Genomic DNA, 17,473 nt, shown 5'->3' with positions numbered 1-17,473 from the left:
CACCACATCTCCGTCGACGCCGCGTTCGAGCTGATCCGGACCCACGCCCGGCGGACCAACCGGCGGCTCAGCGACGTCGCCCTTCACCTGGTCACCGACCTGGGCAGCCTGCCCGACCTCACCACTACCTGACGCACCGCGACAGCACCCCGACACAAGCCTTTCCGCCGGCCGGGTCTTCGCATCGGGCCCCGCGCAGGGCACCGCCGCGCGAGCTGCAACGCCTGAAGCTGTCGCGGTCGTGCCGCACCGTCACCCGGCCTGCGTGACCGGTCCTGCGTGGCCGCTTCGCCGGCTGGGCTGGAACGGCCGACCGGGTTTGCGATATCGTCGGGTGTCACCTCGGACCCCGGTGGCGAATTCCGTAGGGCACGGATTCGACGTCACCCAGAGGGTCATGATGGCCGGTTATGTGTCCATTTCTGCGACCGCCGTCGGTGGTCGGGTCGCTGTGGCGAACACGTCACGGCATCTGCGGCGGACCCGGCTGCACGCGGCATTGGCCGCGCCGGGCGGGCATTCGATCACGACAATCTACGCTCCGGCCGGCGCGGGCAAGACCGACCTTGTCGTGGACTGGATCGAGGCGGTCGGCGCGGTGCGCCGCTCGGTGTATGTGGACCTCGCCGCATGCGTCAGCGCCCGATGGTGGCAGGCACCGCTGCGGTCACCTTCGTGGTGGCCGTCGTCGCCCCTCAACACGGCCGAACTGGTCCAGGCGCTGCGTGAGGGTATCCCCGAACACGTCGGCGGCTCGGTGATCGTGGTGCTGGACGGCACCGAGACGGTCGTCGGCACCGGCTTCCTGACCGAGGTTCGGCAGCTTGCCGCCGGCCAGGACCGCCTGCACCTCGTGCTGCTGGGCAGGCACGCCCCACCGGACGGCTCCCCGCAACCTCTGAGCCACCCCTCGGTCAGCGCGCTCCGTAGGCATGACCTGGCCTTCACCGCCGCCGAAACGGCCACCCTCTGCGTTCAGCGAGGGCTTGACCTGCCCGCGGCCGTCAGCAGACGCCTGTACGCCATCACCGATGGATGGGCTGCGGGTCTCATGGTCGCGACCGCGGCGCTGAGCGAGCAACCGCATGAGCCGGAAGGCACCCTGGAACAACTACTGCTCACCGGCGCGGGGCTGTCGGAATACGTGATGCGCGATGTGTTGGGCCGGTATCCGGCCGACCTCCGCCAAGCCGTGCGCGACACCAGCGTGGTCGAATCCGTCTGCCCGGACCTGTTCACCACGCTCACCGGCCGCACCGACGCCGCCGACGTCCTGGCCGATCTCGCCCGCGACGGTATGTTCGCCACCCGCCTCGACGACACGTCCGCCTGGTACCGCTACCACCGGCTCTGGCGCACCGCCCTCTACACCACACTCAGCGAGGACGACCCCGCCCACGCGCGTCACCTGCATGCCACCGCCGCCGACTGGTACACCGCACACGTCCAGCCCGCCGAAGGGCTGCGCCACGCGCTGGCCGCGGCCGACCGGTCGTCGGCCATCAGGATCGTGCAGCAACACGGCGTGCAGATCCGTGAGGCCACGCCACAGGCCGCCGTCACCGCAGCGGCTCCGGGACCCTGGTCGTCGCTCGCCAACGATGCACCACTCGCCCACGCCTTCGCCGTGCACCACGGCCTCAGCAACAACACCGCAGCGCCGCCGTGCACGGTCCGGCACTCGGCAGCCGCCGTCCGGTGGGAGACGGCGGGGCCCGCCGATCTGATCCAGCTCTCGGCGCAACCCATCTGGCGTGCCCTACGAAGAGGGGACCACGAAGCGGCGCAGGCAGCGCTGATCCCCGCCGCGGCAGCGACCGGCCGCAGTCCGTTGCAGCGCTACACGATGCTGCGCCTGCACGCCGTCATCGCCCGGATGACCGGCCAGCTGCGCGACGCCGTCCGGCATGCGGACGCCCTCGGCGAGGACGTTCGCGCGAACGGCCTCGTGGGTTCCCTCGACGACGGCTGGGCGCGGCTGGTCCTTGCCGAAGTGGCCGTCCAACGGGGCACACCCGACGCGGCCGTACAGCACCTCGACACGCTCGCGGTCCAACTGTGGCAGTCGGTACCCGCGCTCGTCGCCGCCCAACAGTTCCAGGCCGCGCTGCTCTGCCAGCAACAACACGACGAGGCCGCCGCGTTGGATGCCGTCGAACAGCTGATCGTCGACGGCGACGACGCGTTGCTGGTCCCGCAATGGGCCGCACGAGTGCTGCGGGTCGAACTCCTCATCGCCACCGGCCGGCTCCACGACGCCCACCGGCACTGGCGGGCCGACACCGCCGCCGTCCCCGCGTCGACCGCCACGATCACCACCGCGAAGCTTCTGCTCGCCAGGCAACCGCAGGCCCGCATCGATCGGCTGCTGCGACCCCTCCTCGATGAGCCGCACAGCTCGCTGTTCCACCAGGTCGAGATCCGCCTGCTCATGGCGCACCAGGCGAACACCACCGGCAACACGCAGCACGCCACACACCTGCTACGCCAGGCCATCGCTCTCGCCGAACCCGAACAGCTTCGGCACCCGTTCCACGCCAACCACCACATGCTCGCCCCCACCCTCAACCAGCTCACCCTGACGGCCATCACCCCGCCGGCCAGCGGTCCGTTGAGCCCGGGTGAGATCTCGGTCATGCGACACCTGGCCGGACACCGAACCGTTCACGAAATCGCCGCCGAACTGCACCTCTCCCCGAACACCGTGAAGACCCACATCGCGTCGATCTACCGCAAGCTGGCAGTCCACACCCGGCGTGACGCCATACGCGCCACACTCACCCTCGGCATCCTCCCCACCCCAGTGACGCCGGCGGTGGTGACGCGCAACGGTCGCCCGACGTCGTGGAGGTAGTTCTGGGTCTGCGCGTAGGAGCGCAGCAGGGTGGTCCACAGCACGACACGACGTGCTGCCGGCAGAACGATCGCACGAAGGGCTGGACCCGGCGCAAGTTCGGCCGGGGCATGCTCGGGAACAGGCGGTGCTCAATCTGGTAGTTCAGGCCGCCGAGGGCGAAGTCGACGAGCCGGCCGCCGCGGACGGACTCAACCGTACGTCGACGATGCCGCACCGCGGGAGTGTCGCCCGTCGCCCTCGCCCCTTGGCGACCACGGTTGTCGAGCGCAAGCGCTGTGGCCCGCGACAGCATCGCGTTGCGCGGGTTAGTGCCGCGTGCACACGGGTAGGTCGCGCGCCGTTGGGGGCACTGTTGTCGTCGTCCGACAGTTTGGCTATTCCGGGCGGTTGGGGCCGTGGGGTGACCGCGCGCCAGCGTGTGCTGGACGTGGCGTCCTGGCTGACCACACCGCTGGTGCCCGATGACTGTCTCGGGCTGGTCGATCCGCTGTGGTCGCGGCGGGAACTGCGTGGCCGGGTCGAGGAGGTGCGGCCGGAGACCGCCTCGGCGGCGAGCCTGGTGATCCGTCCGGGGACCGGCTGGATGGGCTGGTGTCGCCATACCTGGTGCGCCGTGTGATGCCCGGGACGATCGTGCGTCTCACTCCGGCCGAGGGCGACTTCGTGACTGGCGGCAGGTCGGCCCAGTCGGCCCAGGCGGCGCGGCGGGTCAGGCGCGGGTGCAGCCGGTGCCAGGCGCGGGCTGTGGCGGTGCCGTAGAGGCGGGTCTCGGTCACCGTGGTCACGTCGGGTTCATCCCAGCTGGCCGGGTCACCGAAGATGAACTCGCCGCCGTGCCGGCGGGGCCGGCCCAGCACGCCCGGCTGTCGGGGTGGGGTGGGCCGGCGCAGTACCCGGTCCGAGCGTAGCAGGGCCAGGACCCGCACCGGCAGATCCCGCAGCAGCCAGGCCAGGCGGGCGGCGTCGTAGCCGGCGTCCATGACCACCCACATCTGCGAGTCGCCGGGTCGCCGGTGCCCGCTGCGATCAGCCGGGCCAGCACGTCGCGGATCTGCCCGGCGGTGACCGCGGCCAGATCGGCACGTGTCGCGGCTTCCTGAAGACTGACCCCCAGTGGGCATGCTGACCCCCACCCCGTTCCCCACGTTCACCGACGCGTACCTCGCAGTGCTGCGCACCGTCGTCGACGGTCCGCACTTGCTCACATCAGGCCGCAGCAAAGATGCGCGCGAGGTCCCCAACGTCAGCTTCCAGCTCACCGATCCGACCGCCCGGACACCATACGTCGCGGCGCGTCGCGCAAACCCGGTGTTCACCGCCGCGGAGTTCCTCTGGTACGTCGCCGGCCGCGACGACCTCGACATGATCGCCTACTACGCGCCGCGGCTGCGGCACCTGTCCACCGATGGCCGAACCCTCACCGGCACGGCGTACGGTCCCCGGCTGTTCGGCCGGACCGGGCCCGACGCCCGCAGCCAGTTCGAGCGGGCCCTCGACTTCGTGCGCCACGAACCCGACAGCAAACGCGCCGCCATGGTGATCATGGAACCGGCCGAGCTGCAGGAACTCCACAACCCTGACGTCGCCTGCACCCTCGGACTGCAGTTCATGCTCCGCGACGGCCGGCTGCACATGACCGGATACATGCGCGGCAACGACGCGCGGATCGGGCTGCTGTGCGACGTGCACTCCTTCACGATGATCCAGGAGTTCGCCGCGCGGCTGCTCCGTGTGCCGCTCGGCACCTACACCCACCACGTCGGGTCGATGCACATCAACGCGACCGACGTCGACCTGGTCCGCCGCATGCTTGCCGAAGCCGACAACGGCCTCATCCGGCAGTTCCGTGCCGAGGGCATGCCCGCCGACACCACGTGGGACACCCTCGCCACCGTGCTGCAGTACGAGGAAATGCTGCGGCTCGGCCAGGCCTCTGTCACTGCGCAGCAGGCGGCGGAACTGCCGCTGCCCAGCTACTGGCAGCGCATCGTGCTACTGCTCGAGGCGTACCGGCAGATGAAGCACAAACCCGATGGGTGAGTCACGTCGGACGTCGTGAACGCGCTGAACCCCGGCCACAGGTGGCTGCTCGCCGCCCGCTGGCCTGACCGCGTCCCAACTACAACCGCGAGCGCGCGGTGAGCACCCAGCCGGCCGCCTTCGCCGCGGTGCCCGGCGCGGCCGCCGTCGCCTGGCGCGACTGGACCGTCGTCCTGCTCAAACCGGACTGCCTGCGCCGCAACCTGGCCGCCCAGGTGCTGTTCTGGATCAGCGGCCTCGTCGACCTCGTCGACGTGCGCCAGGTCCAGCCAACCGAGCAGCAGATCTTCGCGCACTACGACGACATGCTGCCGCTGTCGGACGAGCTCGGCCGGGACGTCCCGGCGGAGCTGCGACGCATCTTCGTCGGCAACACCGTGATCGTCGCGCTGGGCCACGGCCCGGGCGCTGCGGGCCGGGTGCGGGCGCTGGTCGGCCCCACCGATCCCGCAATCGCACCCGCCGACACGATCCGGGGCCGCTTCGCGGACGACACCCTCGCCCAGGCGATGGCCGACGGCCGGCTCGTGGACAACGTCATCCACACCTCCGACCATGCCGCAGCAGCCCACCGCGACTTCGCGATCTGGTACGGCCCGACGTTCGCGCACCTGCTCGACCCCACACCGGCATCTGTTCCCGCTCCTGGAGGAGGCACTCCATGACCACCGTCGACCTTGGCGTCCCCGGCCTCGGCCGCAGCGCGAGGCAGCTGCAGGTGATCACGCGGTTCAAGGTCACCGCAGCGGACATGGCCGAGCTTGAGCAACTGCGGCACCTGCGGGTGACGCTGCTGTTCACCTACAGCGGCATCACCGACCCGCGGATCGAGCCGATCGCGAAGTCGAACATCACCGTGACGTCGATCCGCACCGCCGCCGCCCACAAGCAGCGGACCGGGGTGGTGCTGTACTGGCGGCCGATCGTGCCCGGCTGGAACGCCGCACCGGAAACGATGGCGCACGTGTTGGACATCGGTCGCGGCGTCGACGGCATCGTCTTCACCGGCTACTACCACAAGGCTGACAATGCCGCTTACCTGCAGAAACTCGGCGTGAAGGGGCCGTTCGGCCCCGACGACTTCCACCGGCGGAAGGCGATGTCCCAGGAGCTCGACGCGCTCGTCGTCAACGCATGGAAGGCGTCCGGGATCGCGACACAGGGACCCCTGATGCCCGCCAAGTCAAGAGCGTGCTCTCGTGGGTACCAACCTATCGCTTGCTTGGTAGGCTCAGAAGTCGTGCTGGCTCCCTGATTCGCGCCGGGGAGTCGCCTCACTACGCAAGGAGACCTCACGATGAAGGTGCTCGTGGTTGGTGGAACCGGCATGATCGGGGTCCACACTGCCCTCTACCTGCGAGATCGGGGAGACGACGTCACCGTCGCCGCCCGAGGGGCGGTCGATGCGGACTCGCCCGTCGCCGACCTGCCCGTCCTGCGCGGGGACTACACCCGCCAGACCTTCACCCGGGAGGAGCTCGCCCCCTTCGACGCGGTCGTCTTCGCCGCGGGGCAGGACGTGCGCCACCTGCCCCGCGACGTTGACGAGACGCAGTTCTGGCAGGAGACCCAGAGCGTGGGGGTGCCGGCCTTCGCCGCGCTCGCCAAGAGCGCGGGTGTCTCCCGCTTCGTCCAGGTCGGCAGCTACTACCACCACCTGCGACCCGACCTGGCCGACTCGAACGCCTACGTCGCCGCCCGCCGCGCCGCCGACGAGGGCGCCCGGGCGCTGGCCGACGACTCCTTCACGGTCTGCACGCTCAACCCGCCCTCGATCATCGGTGCCATCCCCGGCGTCACGGCCAAGCGGTACCGCCGCATGGTGTCCTGGGCGGCCGGCAACGAGCCGCAGATCCCCGACCACGCACCGGCCGGCGGCACGAACTACCTGTCGGCCCGGTCCCTGGCCGAGGCGATCGGCGGCGCGCTCGACCGCGGCGCGGCCGGCGCGGCGTACCTCGTCGGTGACGCCAACCTCACGTTCGCGCAGTTCTTCCAGCTGCTCGTCGACGCGGCCGGGGGCAACCGCACCATCGCCGAACTCGACGAGCCGCACCCCTTCATGCCCGACTCGATGATCGTCCAGGGCCGCGGCAACGTCCTTGCCTACGAACCCGATCCGGCCGAGACCGCGCTGCTCGGCTACACCCGCGGTGACTGCGAGCGGGCCGTCGCCGAACTCGTCCAGGTCGTGCGCGCGGCGACCGCCCCTGCGGCGTGAGCAGGCTCGACGCGGCCGACCTCGCCGCGTTGCGGGCGCTGTCGGAGACGTATGCCGCGGCCGCCGACGATCGTGACGCGGCCGCGGTCGGCGCGCTCTTCGTCCCGGACGGCGTCCTCGTCGTCCCCGACCCGCCGGCGCACCTCGCTCCCCACGTGTCCCACGTCGGCCGCCCCGCTGTCGTCGCGGCGCTCGGGGCACTCGCCGGCACCCTGGCCACGACCCACGTCGTGGCCGGGGCGCGCTACCTGCCGACGCCGGCCGGGGCCCGTGGCCGGGTCCGCGGCACGGCCCACCACCTGCTGGCCGGTCGCGAAGGGCACTCGGACCTCGTCTGGTTCCTGCACTACGACGACGAGTACGCGCGCACCGACGAAGGATGGGCCTTCACGCGCCGTGCGGTGACCATCAACTGGATCGAACGCCACCGGGTCTCCGTGACCAGGGCCGACGAGGAAGGAGCCGGCAGATGAGCGCCAGCCGCAGGCTCGAGGACCAGATCGCGGTCGTCACCGGCGGTGCCCTCGGCATCGGCGGCGGCATCTCCCGCCGTCTCGCCGCCGCGGGTGCCCACGTGGTCCTCGTCGACATCGACGCCGACGCTGCCGCCGACACCGCCGCCGACGTCCGCGGCGCCGGCGGCAAGGTCGAGATCGTCCTCGCCGACGTGCGCACCGCTGACGGTGTCGCCGCCGCGGTCGCCGCCGCTTCGGCCCTCGACTCGGGGCGGGTCGACGTGCTCGTCAACAACGTCGGCGACTTCCGCCCAGCCGCCAAGACCTTCCTGCACTCGACCCCGCAGCAGTGGCAGGCGCTCTACGAGATCAACCTGTGGCACGTGCTCGCGATGACCCATGCGCTGCTGCCCGGCATGGTCGAGCGGGGCCGTGGTGCCATCATCAACAACTCGACCGTCGAGGCCTTCCGGGGCATCCCGGCGTGCGCCCCGTACTCCGCCTACAACGCCGGGGTCAGCGCCTTCACCAAGAGCCTCGCTGTGGAGGTCGCCGGGCACGGGGTGCGGGTCAACGCGATCGCGCCCGACCTCGCCGACACGCCGCAGACGCCGGCGGCGGCGATGCTGCGCGGCCGTGACCCGGAGCTCATCCGCACGTGGATCCCCGTCGGACGCTTCGGTGCGCCCGACGACTACGCCGCCGTCGTGGAGTTCCTCGCCAGTGACGACGCCCGTTTCGTCACCGGGCACACGATCCCCGTCGACGGAGGGACCCTGGCCGCCTCGGGCTGGTACGCGCGGGTGGACCGCAAGGGCTGGTCGAACATGCCCAACGAGGCCTGATCGTGGGTGCGCCCGGACCCACGCAGGAGTCCGGGCGCACGGGGCCGTGCTCAGTCGCGGCGGTCGAGGCCGAAGAGCTCGGCTGCCGCCGCGAGCTGGTCGAGGTACTCAGCCAGCTCACGGTGCCGCACGACGAGGTTGACCACGGTCGCCCCCGCCTCACCGATCCGGCCGATGAGGTCCAGCGCGGCCTCCGGGCGGCCGATCGGGTCGAGACGGGCCGGAGGCGTGATGACGACGTCGAACCCGTCCGGCAGGTCGTGCTCGGCGAGCATCCGCGGCAAGGTCTGCAGGTCCGGACCGCGATACGTCACCGGGGCCGGTGCCCACCCGTCGGCCAGGGTGACCGCGCGACGCAGCGCTCGCTTGCTGTGACCCCCGACCCAGATCGGGACCTTCTCCTGGACGGCGTGCGGGCTGATGACCTGCTCGGTGAAGTCGTAGTACTCCCCGTGGTAGGTCGCGAGCCGCACCGACAGCGACGCCCGCAGGGCCCGCAGGGCGTCGTCCGCCCGTGCTCCGCGATCGGCGAAGGGGCGAGCGAGCAGCGCGAACTCCTCCTCGAGGTTGCCGACGCCCACGCCAAGGATGACCCGCCCCCGCTGAGGTGGTCCAGGGTGCCGTACCGCTTGGCCAGCTCGAGCGGATGGTGCAGCCCGAGCACGAGCACGTACGGCAGGAAGCGGATCCGCTCGGTGATCGCCGCGAGGTAGGAGAACGTCGCGACCGGGTCGTAGAAGCGCTCACCCCGGGCCAACCCCGGTGGCACGCTGACGTGCTCCGGGCAGGTGAAGAACTCGAACCCGAGCCGGTCGGCGGTCGTGAAGACCTCCCGCAGCTCGGCGACCCCTGCCTCGGCCTCCCATGCGGGACGGGGCCCGGAGTCGGCCAGGACCGGGGAGCTGAGGCCGATGCGCACGACGCTCATGCCGTCACCTGCGCTGCGCTCCGGCGTCGGCCTGAGCTCCACCCTGCGCCCATGATTCGCAGCCCTCCGCTGCGCTGCGGGCCGCTCATGCCTCGGGGTCGACAGCGCGGGCGAGGATGTCGCGCCCCTCGTCGGTGCCGTCGAGCTGGCGGTTCCAGCGGTGGGTCACCTTCCAGCCCTCGTCGGTGCGGATGAACTCCCACCGGTTGGAGCCCGTGCGCCAGATCCGGTAGCCGTTCTGGTCGGGAGCGTTGAGCACGAGCTGCGAGTAGTTCGTCACGACGGCCCGGTCGCCGTCGACGGCGATGTGCGGCAGGCCCATGAGGTGGGCGGCGCCGGCGTGGATCAGGGCCTGGTGCCGCTCACCGTGCACCATGCCGCGCAGCGCGTCGCGGCCGTTGAGCACGACGGGGTACGTGTCGTACACGCCGTCCTCGGTCCACATCTGGGCGGTGATCTCGGCCGAGCCGCTGTCCACGGCCGGGCCGTAGCCGGCGACGATCCGCCACAGGGCGAGCTGGTCCTCGGCGGCGGCGAGGCGCCGCTCGGCCTGCTCGAGGCGTGCCTCGAGCAGGCCGAGCCGGTCGGGCTGGGAGTCGGTCATGGGTGGGTTCCTTTCGGATCGGGCTGCACGCGGGTCGATCCGGCTGTGGCCGGTCAGGTCCCGGACGCGGTCGTCTCGAAGCGTTCCGGGGCGAGGTCGCGCAGCGCGGCCATCTGCTCAAGGTGGTGGGCCGCCGAGGTGGCCACCAGGCTCGCGTTGACCGCGGTCGCCCCGACGGCATCGGCCGTGCGCAGGTGCTCGCGGGAGCCGTCCGGGTCCCCGATCGGGTCCAGCGGCGGCATCTGCAGCACGAGGTCGAAGTCGTCCGGGCGCTCCACGGAGGTCCACAGGCGGGTCAGCTCGTGCGGCCCGAGGCCGAACGGCGCCCATCCGGTGCCGTGCGCCACGGCGCGGCGCAGCGAGCGGCGGGTGCGCCCACCGAACCACAATGGCACCGCGGTGCGCGGCGCGTGCGGTTCGACGACGAAGTCGGTGAAGGCGAACCGGGGCCCCTCGTGGTGCGGCACGGCCCTGCCCCATGCGGCGCGCAGGGCCGTGATCGCCTCGTCCGCGACCGCGCCGCGCTCGGCGAACTCGGCGCCGAGCAGGTCGAACTCCTCCTCGAGGCTGCCGACCCCGACCCCGAGGATGACGCGGCCGCCGCTGAGCAGGTCGAGGGTGCCGTAGGTCTTGGCGAGGGCCAGCGGGTGGTGGTAGCCGATGACGACGATGTTCGTCGCGAGCCGGACGCGGCGCGTCGCTGAGGCGAGGAACGACAGTGTGGCCACGGGGTCGAAGTACGTCCCGCCCCGCTCGACGGCGATCCGGGTGGGCACGGCGACGTGCTCGCTGCACGTCAGGTGGTGGTATCCCAGGTCGTCGGCGGCGCGGGCGACGGCCAGCAGTGAACCGCCGACGTCGGGGCCGGCCAGGACGTCGCGTTCCCAGGCGGCCGCGGTGCGCGGGTGCTGGACGACGACCGGGGTGAGCAGCCCGATGCGTGCGGTCATGACACGGTCTCCGATCCGGCGTCGCTGCGCGTCGCGCTGGTGGTCTCGTCGGTGGGGCCGCCGGCTGCGGGCGGGTCGGCGGCTGCGGCCCTCGTCGGGATGCGCCGGAGGCGTTCGAGCAGCGCGCCGAAGTCCTCGTCGTCGTCCGGGTCGAGCGGCAGCCCGAGCCCGAGCCCGTCGGCGAGCCCGCCGTAGGCCCGGTCGAGCACGTCCGGCAGCTCGGCGTAGGTGCCGTGCGGGATGAGCGTGGCCAGGGTCTCGTCGTCGAGGGTGCCGGCGAGTCCCGCCCAGCGCCCGGAGGCGGCCATCTCGGCGAGCCGTTCGCCGACCTCACCCAGGCCGAGCCGGTCCAGGGTCGTGCGGTAGGCCGGGGTCGAGAACAGGAACGCCAGCTCCTGGCGGGCGGCGGCGCGGCTCGCGGCGAGCGCGGCCTGCGTCGGACCGGTGATCGACTTGGACACGACGACGACCCGTGGGATCCCGGCACGTCCGGCCCGCTCGGCGCCGGCACGGAGTCCGGGGAGCACGACCGCGCGGAGGTGGCTCGGGTGCGAGTTCGTCGCGTGGGTGACGAAGCCGTCGGCCAGCTCGCCGGCCACCTCACAGACGCGCCGGTTGACCCCGCCGGTGTACAGCGCCGGGGGCGTGGTGGACAGCGGGCCGGGGTTGAAGTAGGGCTGGAGCCGGGTGAAGCGGTAGTGGCTGCCCTCGTGGTCCAGGGGCGCGCCCGTGGCGAACGCGGCGAAGATCGCCCGGATCGAGGCGAGGTAGTCGCGCAGGTGCAAGGCCGGCCGGTCCCACGGCACCGAGAAACGGCCGACGATGTTGCCGCGCACCTGGGTGGCCAGACCGAGCTGGAAGCGACCCTCGGAGAACCGGGCGAGGTCCCACGCGGCGTACGCGGTCACCATCGGGCTGCGGGGGAAGGCCAGCGTCATGCTGGTGCGCACGGTGATCCGGCTGGTGTGCTCGGCCGCGAGCAGGGCGACCGACAACGAGTCGTGCGTGGTCTCGGGGACGTGCACGGTGTCGAAGCCGAGCCGTTCGATGCGCGCCACGACCGCGGGCACCTCGCGCAGCGCCGTCGTCGGCGGCAGCGTCGTGGCCAGCTCCATCCGGGTGGCGGGTGGCTGAGGCGTCATGGGAGGCGCCCGGCCAGGGCGGCGTCGACGACCTCGTCGCCGCTGACGATCCGGGCGAGCTTCTCCAGCCGCGGCGCGCGGCGCAGGTGCGCCCCGCCCTCGACCGGCAGGCACGCGCCGGTGATCCACGAGGACTCGGGACCGCACAGGAAGCGGACCGCGGCGGCGACGTCCTCGGCGCGCCCGACCCGCGCGAGGGGCTTCTCGGCGACGGTCGCGGCGGCCAGCTCGGGGTCGGCCAGCAGCAGACCCGGGTTCTTCCCGTCGGTGGCCACGATGCCGGGGCGCACCACGTTGACCCGCACCGCGAGGTGGCCGAGCTCGTCGGCGGCGACCCGCACGAGGGCCTCGAGCGCGGCCTTGCTCACCGAGTAGGACGGCATGAACGGGAAGGAGTGCCCGCCCGCGCTCGAGGACGTACACACGATCGAACCCCCACCGCGCGCGGCCAGAGCCTGTCCGCCGTGTCTGATCGCGTGCAGCGCCGTCGTGACGTTGCGCCGGAAGTCGTGCTCAAGGGTCTCGGCGTCAAGGGCGAGCACGGGACGGAAGGTCCCGCCGCCGACCGTCGTGACGACGGCCGCCAACGGGGTCTCGTCGGCGACGCGCACCGCGGCGGCCACGTCCTGATCGAGAGCGGAGTCGCCGACGCTGACCCGCACGGGCAGCGCCCCTGGGGCGGCCGCGGCGATCGTCGTGGCGGCCGCCCGCAGCGTCGCCTCGGTGCGCCCCATGATCGTCACGGCGGCGCCGTCGGTGGCGAGCGCGGCGGCGATGGCCCGGCCGAAGCCGCCGCCTCCGCCGATGACGAGCGCACCGCGGCCGGCGAGCGGACCGCGTGCGGCGGTGGCCGGGTCAGCAGTCGGGCTCATGCCGTCACCTCCGCTGCGCTGCGGCGCCGCCGCGAGCCAACACTGCGCCCATGGTTCGCGGCTCCTCCACTACGCTCCGGACCGCTCACGAGGTCGCCTCCGCTGCGCTGCGGCGCCAGCCTGAGCCAAGACAACGCCCCTGGTTCGCGGCCCGAGCCGCTCCGCTGGCCGCTCACGCCTGCCCCCCCGACGGTCGCCGGAACTTGTCCCGCGTCGACGGGTCGTCCATGAGCACGAAGGTGCCGCTGGCCGTGACGCACGTCAGGTCCCCGATGCGCAGCTCGCCAGAGCTGCGCACCTTGCGCCCGTCGCGCCCGTCGTGCCGGGCCAGGATCGTGATCGTCGAGCCGACGGGGATGGCCGCGTGGAAGGAGACGTCGAGCCCGACCGTCACGGAGGCGTACCCGGCGCGGGCGTTGGCGATGCCGAGGGCGTGGTCCATCAGCATGGCCGAGGTGCCGCCGTGCACGTGCCCCGGGGGGCCCTGGAAGGCCAGCCCCAGCGTGACCTCGCCGCGCACTGAGCCGTCCGGCTCGACCCAGAGGCTCACCGGCGGCGACAGCGGGTTCTCGGTGCCGCCGGTGGGGTCGAAACGCCCCGGGCCGGGCTGGCGCCACATCGTCGCGATCCGCTCGGCAAGGTCCGGGGCGTGGGCGTCGATCCGGGCGGTGAGCGCGTCGAGGTCGGCCACGATCCGGTCGGCGTCGCCGTCGACGGCCGCGCCCGCGCGGGTGATCGCGTCGACGAGCCGGCGGGTGGCTGCGGCGACCGCATCGATGCCGCGATCGCGGGGCTGTGCCGTGGCGAGGGTTACTTCCACCGGGCGGGCTCCTTCGGGCAATCTAGTCAACCAAGCGCTTGCTTGACTACACCCTAGCGACCCGGTGGTGTGCTGACAACGGCCGCGCCGCGGCATCGCCGCCCCACTGGTCGCGGTGGTGCCGCGCCCATTGACGCGCTCCGAGACTCCCCCTATGGTTGCCCAAACGAGCGCTTGGTTGGCTCGTGATGTAGCCTGGCGCCGGCAGCCCTCGGGGCACCGGCGAGCTCCCACCGATGAGCTCCAGGCATGCACACCACGCGGCCGACGCCATCCGTCACTGGCCGCACCACCGCGCCCTCACGGCCGCCGCCGAGCGACCGGCCGCAACCCCGCCCTCCGGGACCCCGCCGCGGCCGCGGCGCGCTCCCGGCTCGGACCGCAGGTCCGGAAAGGAAGACCGTGTCTCGTCTTGCATACCGCCGGCGCCTCGCCGTGGCCGTCACTGCGCTCGCCACCCTCGCCGTCGGAGCCTGCTCCGGCGACGCGGCGGGCGATCCCAGCGCCGCGACCGGTGAGATCGACCCCAGCGCCGTCCTGCGGGTCACGGCCTCGTCGCCGTTCCAGAATCTCGACCCGGCCCAACTGGCTCCCGGCGGTTACCCGTACCTCACGCTGATCTACGACCGGCTCACCATGGTCGACGCCAAGGACAACATCGTCCCCGGCCTGGCAACCTCGTGGACCTTCGCCGCGGACGGCTCCTACCTCGAGCTCGCCCTGCGCAACGACGTCACCTTCCACGACGGGACGCCGTTCGACGCCAACGCCGTCAAGGTGAACATCGAGCGCGGTCAGACGCTGCCGGCGAGCACCGTCAAGCAGGACCTCGCCGACATCACCGGCGTCACCGTCGTGGACGCGCACACCGCGCGCCTGAACCTCAAGCCGGGCGCCGGCGCGGTGCTCCCGTCGGCCCTGGCCACCGCCGCCGGCATGATGGTCTCGCCCAAGGCGATCGCCGACGGGGTCAACCTCAAGCTCGCCCCCGGCAACGCCGGGTCGGGCCCGTACGTCGCCACCGAGTTCGTGCCCAACGAGAAGTACGTGGTCAAGCGCGCCACGGGCACCTACTGGGACCCGAACGCCGGGCGCCTCGCCGGTATGGAGATCACCCGCGTCCCGCAGGGCGCCACCAGGATCAACGGCGTCATCAACGGTCAGACCGACCTCAGCTTCGTCTCCTCGGCCAACGAGATCATCGAGGCCCGCCAGCTCGGCCAGGCCGGCCAGCTCAAGGTGACCACCCGCCCGTTCCGCAACGTCCTGGGCATCCTGCTGCGCGCCAACAAGGGCGACCTCAAGGACAAGCGGGTCCGTGAGGCCATCGCGCGCTCGGTCGACCCGGCCGCCATCAAGGCGCTCTTCGCCGACACGTGCACGCCCACCCGCAGCATCTACCCGGGCAGCCCGTGGGAGGACCCGGCGGCGAAGTACCCGTACGAGTTCGACCTGGCCAAGGCCAAGGCGCTCATCGCCGAGGTGGGCGGGGCCAAGGTGTCGATCAGCTTCTCCGCCGGCACCAACACCGAGCAGCCCGCCACCGCCGTCCAGGCCGCCATGTCCCAGGCCGGCATCAACGCCACGCTCAACCCGACGCCGAACTCCGAGACCGAGGCCCGCTTCATCGCCGGCGACTTCGAGCTCGAGGTGTCCAACACCTTCAACCCGCGCATCGACCCGGCGGGGACGGTGAACAACTACCTCACCGGCAACTACAAGCTCGCCACCGACCCCGAGGCCATCGCCCCGATCGCGGCCAAGGCCGCCGACCCCCGCTCCAGCGTCGAGGAGCGCGCCAAGCAGTACCACCAGCTGTGGGACCAGCTGTTCAGCGAGGCGTGGTTCATCCCGATCTGCAACCTCACCAACGCCACCGTCGCCTCCCCGAAGGTGGTCGGGGCCGAGCAGCTGCCGTGGACCAATCTCGGCCTGTTCGACCTGCGCACCGTCGCGATGACGAAGCGCTGAGCGCCCGGACCCCACCCGTCGGCCGGCCGGTCGCCCGCCGCGACCGGCCGGCTCGAAGAAAGGTAGCCAGAGCCAGTGACCCGCCCCGCCGCAGCCGCCCCTCTCCTGGTTGCGCTGTCCCGCGCGCTCGAGCGGCAGCCTGACCTCGCCCTCACCCTCGCCGGCACCCCGTTCACCGTGGCCGAGCTCGATGCCGCGGCGCGCCGCCTCGCCGGGTTCCTCGCCGACCGTGTCGCCCCCGGCGACCGCGTCGTCGTCCTCGCCCGCAACGGCCGGCTGGCCCTGCTCGCCTGGTGGGCGACGACGCTCCGCGGCGGATTCGTCGTCCCGCTCAACACGAGCAACCGCGGCCCCATCCTGGCCCACCAGGTGCACGACGCCGATCCGATCGCGATGATCCTCGAGGACGAGTTCGTGCCCGTCATGGACGACGCCCTCGCCGGCACCGGGCTGCGGGTGCCGGTCCTCGTCGGCGCCGCCGAGGCCGGCCGGCCGTCCGCAGGCCCGGTGCCCGCCTGGGCCACCGAGGTCATCGACTTCGACGCCGCCGTCGCCGAGGGCTCGGCGTTGTCGACGACCCCGGACCTCGACGCGTACGCGACCAGCCACCTCATCTACACGGCCGGCACGACCGGACCGTCCAAGGCGTGCATGGTCAGCCACGGCTTCGCGGCGAACATGGCCCGGCAGATGCACGAGAACCTCGAGCGCCGGGCCGGCGACGTCCTGTGGTCGGCGATGCCGCTGTTCCACATGGCCGCGGTCGGGCACGTCCTGGGCTCGCTCCAGCTCGGCTCCGCCATGGACATCGCGCAGCGCTTCTCCGTCAGCGGCTTCTGGGAGGAGATCCTGCGCTCCCGCGCGACGATGGCCGCGCTCATGGGCTCGATGCTGCCGATGATCGCCGGCGCTGCCGAGTCCGAGGCAGCCCGCAAAGCCTTCGGCCAGCTGCGCGTCGTGTCCGGCTCGCCGGTCACCGCCGACCTCGCTGCTCGCTGGACCGAGCGGTTCGGCGTCGAGCGGGTCGGCTCGGGCGCCTACGGCATGACCGAGGCCAGCCTGATCACGTTCACCCCGCCGGGGGAGTACCGCGCCGGGACCGCCGGCAAGGTCAACGAGTCCTTCGAGGTGCGCATCGTCGACAAGGACGACAACCCGCTGCCCGTCGGCGAGGTCGGCGAGATCGTCGCCCGCCCCACCCGTCCGGCGATCATGTTCAACGGTTACTGGCGCCAGCCGGAGAAGACCCTCGAGGTCTTCCGGGGCCTGTGGTTCCACTGCGGTGACTACGGCCGCCTCGACGAGGACGGCTACCTCTACTTCGTCGACCGCGGCAAGGACTACCTGCGCCGCGGCGGCGAGAACATCTCCAGCTTCGAGATCGAGGGCATCGTGGCGGCCCACCCGGCCGTCGGCGAGGTCGCCGTGCACGCGGTCCCGTCCCCCCTGGCCGAGGACGACCTCAAGGTGACGGTCGTGCCCGCGCCCGGTGCGCAGATCGATCCCGCGGAGTTCTTCGCGTGGCTGCACCCGCGGGTCCCGCGGTATGCCGTGCCCTCCCACATCGAGGTCCGCACCGAGCTGCCCAAGAACGCCGTGGGTCGGGTCCTCAAGCGGGTCCTGCGCGACGAGGGCGTGACCCCGCAGACGTGGAGCACGGACCCCCGCGCCGTCACCGGCACCTCGGGCGCGGCCGGCGCAGCGGAGGTGGCGCCGTGAGCGGCCAGCGGAGCGGCTCGGGCCGCGAGCCAGAGGTGCAGGGTTGGTT

General features: G+C 72.2%; 16 protein-coding genes and 3 pseudogenes. 11 read left to right on the top strand and 8 right to left on the bottom strand.

Annotated elements, in window-relative coordinates; translation table 11 throughout:
* The first annotated feature begins 6 nt into the window (after positions 1–6).
* Both AB0I21_RS55560 and AB0I21_RS55555 read left to right on the top strand, forming a co-directional pair.
* Complete coding sequence (locus AB0I21_RS55560) at positions 7–132, top strand: ANTAR domain-containing protein (RefSeq protein WP_360573862.1); 126 nt, start codon at positions 7–9, stop codon at positions 130–132.
* A 265-nt stretch (positions 133–397) separates the two neighbouring features.
* Positions 398–2,854 (top strand): LuxR C-terminal-related transcriptional regulator, encoded by a 2,457-nt coding sequence (locus AB0I21_RS55555; protein ID WP_360573858.1) that lies wholly within the window; start codon positions 398–400, stop codon positions 2,852–2,854.
* On the opposite strand, the pseudogene AB0I21_RS55550 reads toward AB0I21_RS55555, so the two are convergent.
* A pseudogene (locus AB0I21_RS55550) lies at positions 2,824–3,044 on the bottom strand (fatty acid desaturase); the annotation flags it as partial. The gene AB0I21_RS55555 and the pseudogene AB0I21_RS55550 sit on opposite strands and share 31 nt — an antisense overlap.
* A gap of 153 nt (positions 3,045–3,197) precedes the next feature.
* Between AB0I21_RS55550 and AB0I21_RS55545 the strand changes: the two are divergent.
* Entirely contained in the window at positions 3,198–3,476 is a 279-nt protein-coding gene (locus AB0I21_RS55545; RefSeq protein WP_360573856.1) for a hypothetical protein, read from the top strand.
* 73 nt (positions 3,477–3,549) lie between these two features.
* Here the strand turns inward: AB0I21_RS55545 and AB0I21_RS55540 are convergent.
* Positions 3,550–3,935, bottom strand: a pseudogene (locus tag AB0I21_RS55540) (transposase); the annotation flags it as partial.
* Between the two features lie 41 nt (positions 3,936–3,976).
* Between AB0I21_RS55540 and AB0I21_RS55535 the strand changes: the two are divergent.
* From AB0I21_RS55535 to AB0I21_RS55510, 6 genes are all read left to right on the top strand, one after another.
* On the top strand, positions 3,977–4,897 hold the full coding sequence (locus AB0I21_RS55535; protein WP_360573860.1) for a thymidylate synthase: 921 nt from the start codon (positions 3,977–3,979) through the stop codon (positions 4,895–4,897).
* Positions 4,898–4,995: 98 nt separating this feature from the next.
* A complete protein-coding gene (locus AB0I21_RS55530) occupies positions 4,996–5,562 on the top strand; it encodes a nucleoside-diphosphate kinase (protein WP_360573854.1) in 567 nt (188 codons plus the stop codon).
* Positions 5,559–6,152, top strand: coding sequence for a hypothetical protein (locus AB0I21_RS55525; RefSeq protein ID WP_360573852.1), 594 nt, complete (start codon positions 5,559–5,561; stop codon positions 6,150–6,152). Before AB0I21_RS55530 ends, AB0I21_RS55525 begins: the two co-directional genes overlap by 4 nt.
* 42 nt (positions 6,153–6,194) lie before the next feature.
* Positions 6,195–7,118, top strand: coding sequence for an NAD-dependent epimerase/dehydratase family protein (locus tag AB0I21_RS55520; protein ID WP_360573850.1), 924 nt, complete (start codon positions 6,195–6,197; stop codon positions 7,116–7,118).
* A complete protein-coding gene (locus tag AB0I21_RS55515) occupies positions 7,115–7,591 on the top strand; it encodes a nuclear transport factor 2 family protein (protein ID WP_360573848.1) in 477 nt (158 codons plus the stop codon). The genes AB0I21_RS55520 and AB0I21_RS55515 overlap by 4 nt, the downstream gene beginning before the upstream one ends.
* Positions 7,588–8,418: an SDR family oxidoreductase gene (locus AB0I21_RS55510; RefSeq protein WP_360573846.1), complete on the top strand. Its 831-nt coding sequence runs from the start codon at positions 7,588–7,590 to the stop codon at positions 8,416–8,418. Before AB0I21_RS55515 ends, AB0I21_RS55510 begins: the two co-directional genes overlap by 4 nt.
* 50 nt (positions 8,419–8,468) lie before the next feature.
* Here AB0I21_RS55510 and AB0I21_RS55505 read toward each other — a convergent pair.
* The 6 genes and pseudogenes from AB0I21_RS55505 to AB0I21_RS55480 form a co-directional block, all read right to left on the bottom strand.
* A pseudogene (locus AB0I21_RS55505) lies at positions 8,469–9,346 on the bottom strand (TIGR03619 family F420-dependent LLM class oxidoreductase).
* 85 nt (positions 9,347–9,431) lie between these two features.
* Positions 9,432–9,950: a nuclear transport factor 2 family protein gene (locus AB0I21_RS55500; RefSeq protein WP_360573844.1), complete on the bottom strand. Its 519-nt coding sequence runs from the start codon at positions 9,948–9,950 to the stop codon at positions 9,432–9,434.
* Between the two features lie 53 nt (positions 9,951–10,003).
* Positions 10,004–10,900, bottom strand: a complete 897-nt coding sequence (locus tag AB0I21_RS55495) for a TIGR03619 family F420-dependent LLM class oxidoreductase (RefSeq protein ID WP_360573842.1) — start codon at positions 10,898–10,900, stop codon at positions 10,004–10,006.
* A complete protein-coding gene (locus AB0I21_RS55490; protein ID WP_360573840.1) occupies positions 10,897–12,042 on the bottom strand; it encodes a TIGR03617 family F420-dependent LLM class oxidoreductase in 1,146 nt (381 codons plus the stop codon). The genes AB0I21_RS55495 and AB0I21_RS55490 overlap by 4 nt, the downstream gene beginning before the upstream one ends.
* Positions 12,039–12,914, bottom strand: coding sequence for an SDR family oxidoreductase (locus AB0I21_RS55485; protein WP_360573838.1), 876 nt, complete (start codon positions 12,912–12,914; stop codon positions 12,039–12,041). Before AB0I21_RS55485 ends, AB0I21_RS55490 begins: the two co-directional genes overlap by 4 nt.
* A 172-nt stretch (positions 12,915–13,086) precedes the next feature.
* Positions 13,087–13,734 carry a PaaI family thioesterase gene (locus tag AB0I21_RS55480; RefSeq protein ID WP_360573836.1) on the bottom strand — a complete coding sequence of 216 codons (648 nt, stop codon included), beginning with the start codon at positions 13,732–13,734 and terminating at the stop codon, positions 13,087–13,089.
* A gap of 402 nt (positions 13,735–14,136) precedes the next feature.
* Between AB0I21_RS55480 and AB0I21_RS55475 the strand changes: the two genes are divergently transcribed.
* Positions 14,137–15,705, top strand: coding sequence for an ABC transporter substrate-binding protein (locus AB0I21_RS55475; protein WP_360573834.1), 1,569 nt, complete (start codon positions 14,137–14,139; stop codon positions 15,703–15,705).
* A gap of 75 nt (positions 15,706–15,780) precedes the next feature.
* Complete coding sequence (locus tag AB0I21_RS55470) at positions 15,781–17,424, top strand: AMP-binding protein (protein ID WP_360573832.1); 1,644 nt, start codon at positions 15,781–15,783, stop codon at positions 17,422–17,424.
* The last annotated feature ends 49 nt before the right edge of the window (positions 17,425–17,473 follow it).

The organism is Dactylosporangium sp. NPDC050588, assembly GCF_040654975.1.
Classification (GTDB): domain Bacteria; phylum Actinomycetota; class Actinomycetes; order Mycobacteriales; family Micromonosporaceae; genus Dactylosporangium; species Dactylosporangium maewongense.
The sequence above is the reverse complement of the archived record's forward strand: the minus strand, read 5'-3'. Positions and strand labels throughout refer to the sequence as shown.

Coding starts and splice junctions, on each gene's coding strand:
- AB0I21_RS55555 (WP_360573858.1), top strand. CDS start 398: ATGATGGCCGGTTATGTGTCCATTTCTGCGACCGCCGTCGGTGGTCGG.
- AB0I21_RS55535 (WP_360573860.1), top strand. CDS start 3,977: ATGCTGACCCCCACCCCGTTCCCCACGTTCACCGACGCGTACCTCGCA.
- AB0I21_RS55525 (WP_360573852.1), top strand. CDS start 5,559: ATGACCACCGTCGACCTTGGCGTCCCCGGCCTCGGCCGCAGCGCGAGG.
- AB0I21_RS55520 (WP_360573850.1), top strand. CDS start 6,195: ATGAAGGTGCTCGTGGTTGGTGGAACCGGCATGATCGGGGTCCACACT.
- AB0I21_RS55510 (WP_360573846.1), top strand. CDS start 7,588: ATGAGCGCCAGCCGCAGGCTCGAGGACCAGATCGCGGTCGTCACCGGC.
- AB0I21_RS55500 (WP_360573844.1), bottom strand. CDS start 9,950: ATGACCGACTCCCAGCCCGACCGGCTCGGCCTGCTCGAGGCACGCCTC.
- AB0I21_RS55495 (WP_360573842.1), bottom strand. CDS start 10,900: ATGACCGCACGCATCGGGCTGCTCACCCCGGTCGTCGTCCAGCACCCG.
- AB0I21_RS55490 (WP_360573840.1), bottom strand. CDS start 12,042: ATGACGCCTCAGCCACCCGCCACCCGGATGGAGCTGGCCACGACGCTG.
- AB0I21_RS55485 (WP_360573838.1), bottom strand. CDS start 12,914: ATGAGCCCGACTGCTGACCCGGCCACCGCCGCACGCGGTCCGCTCGCC.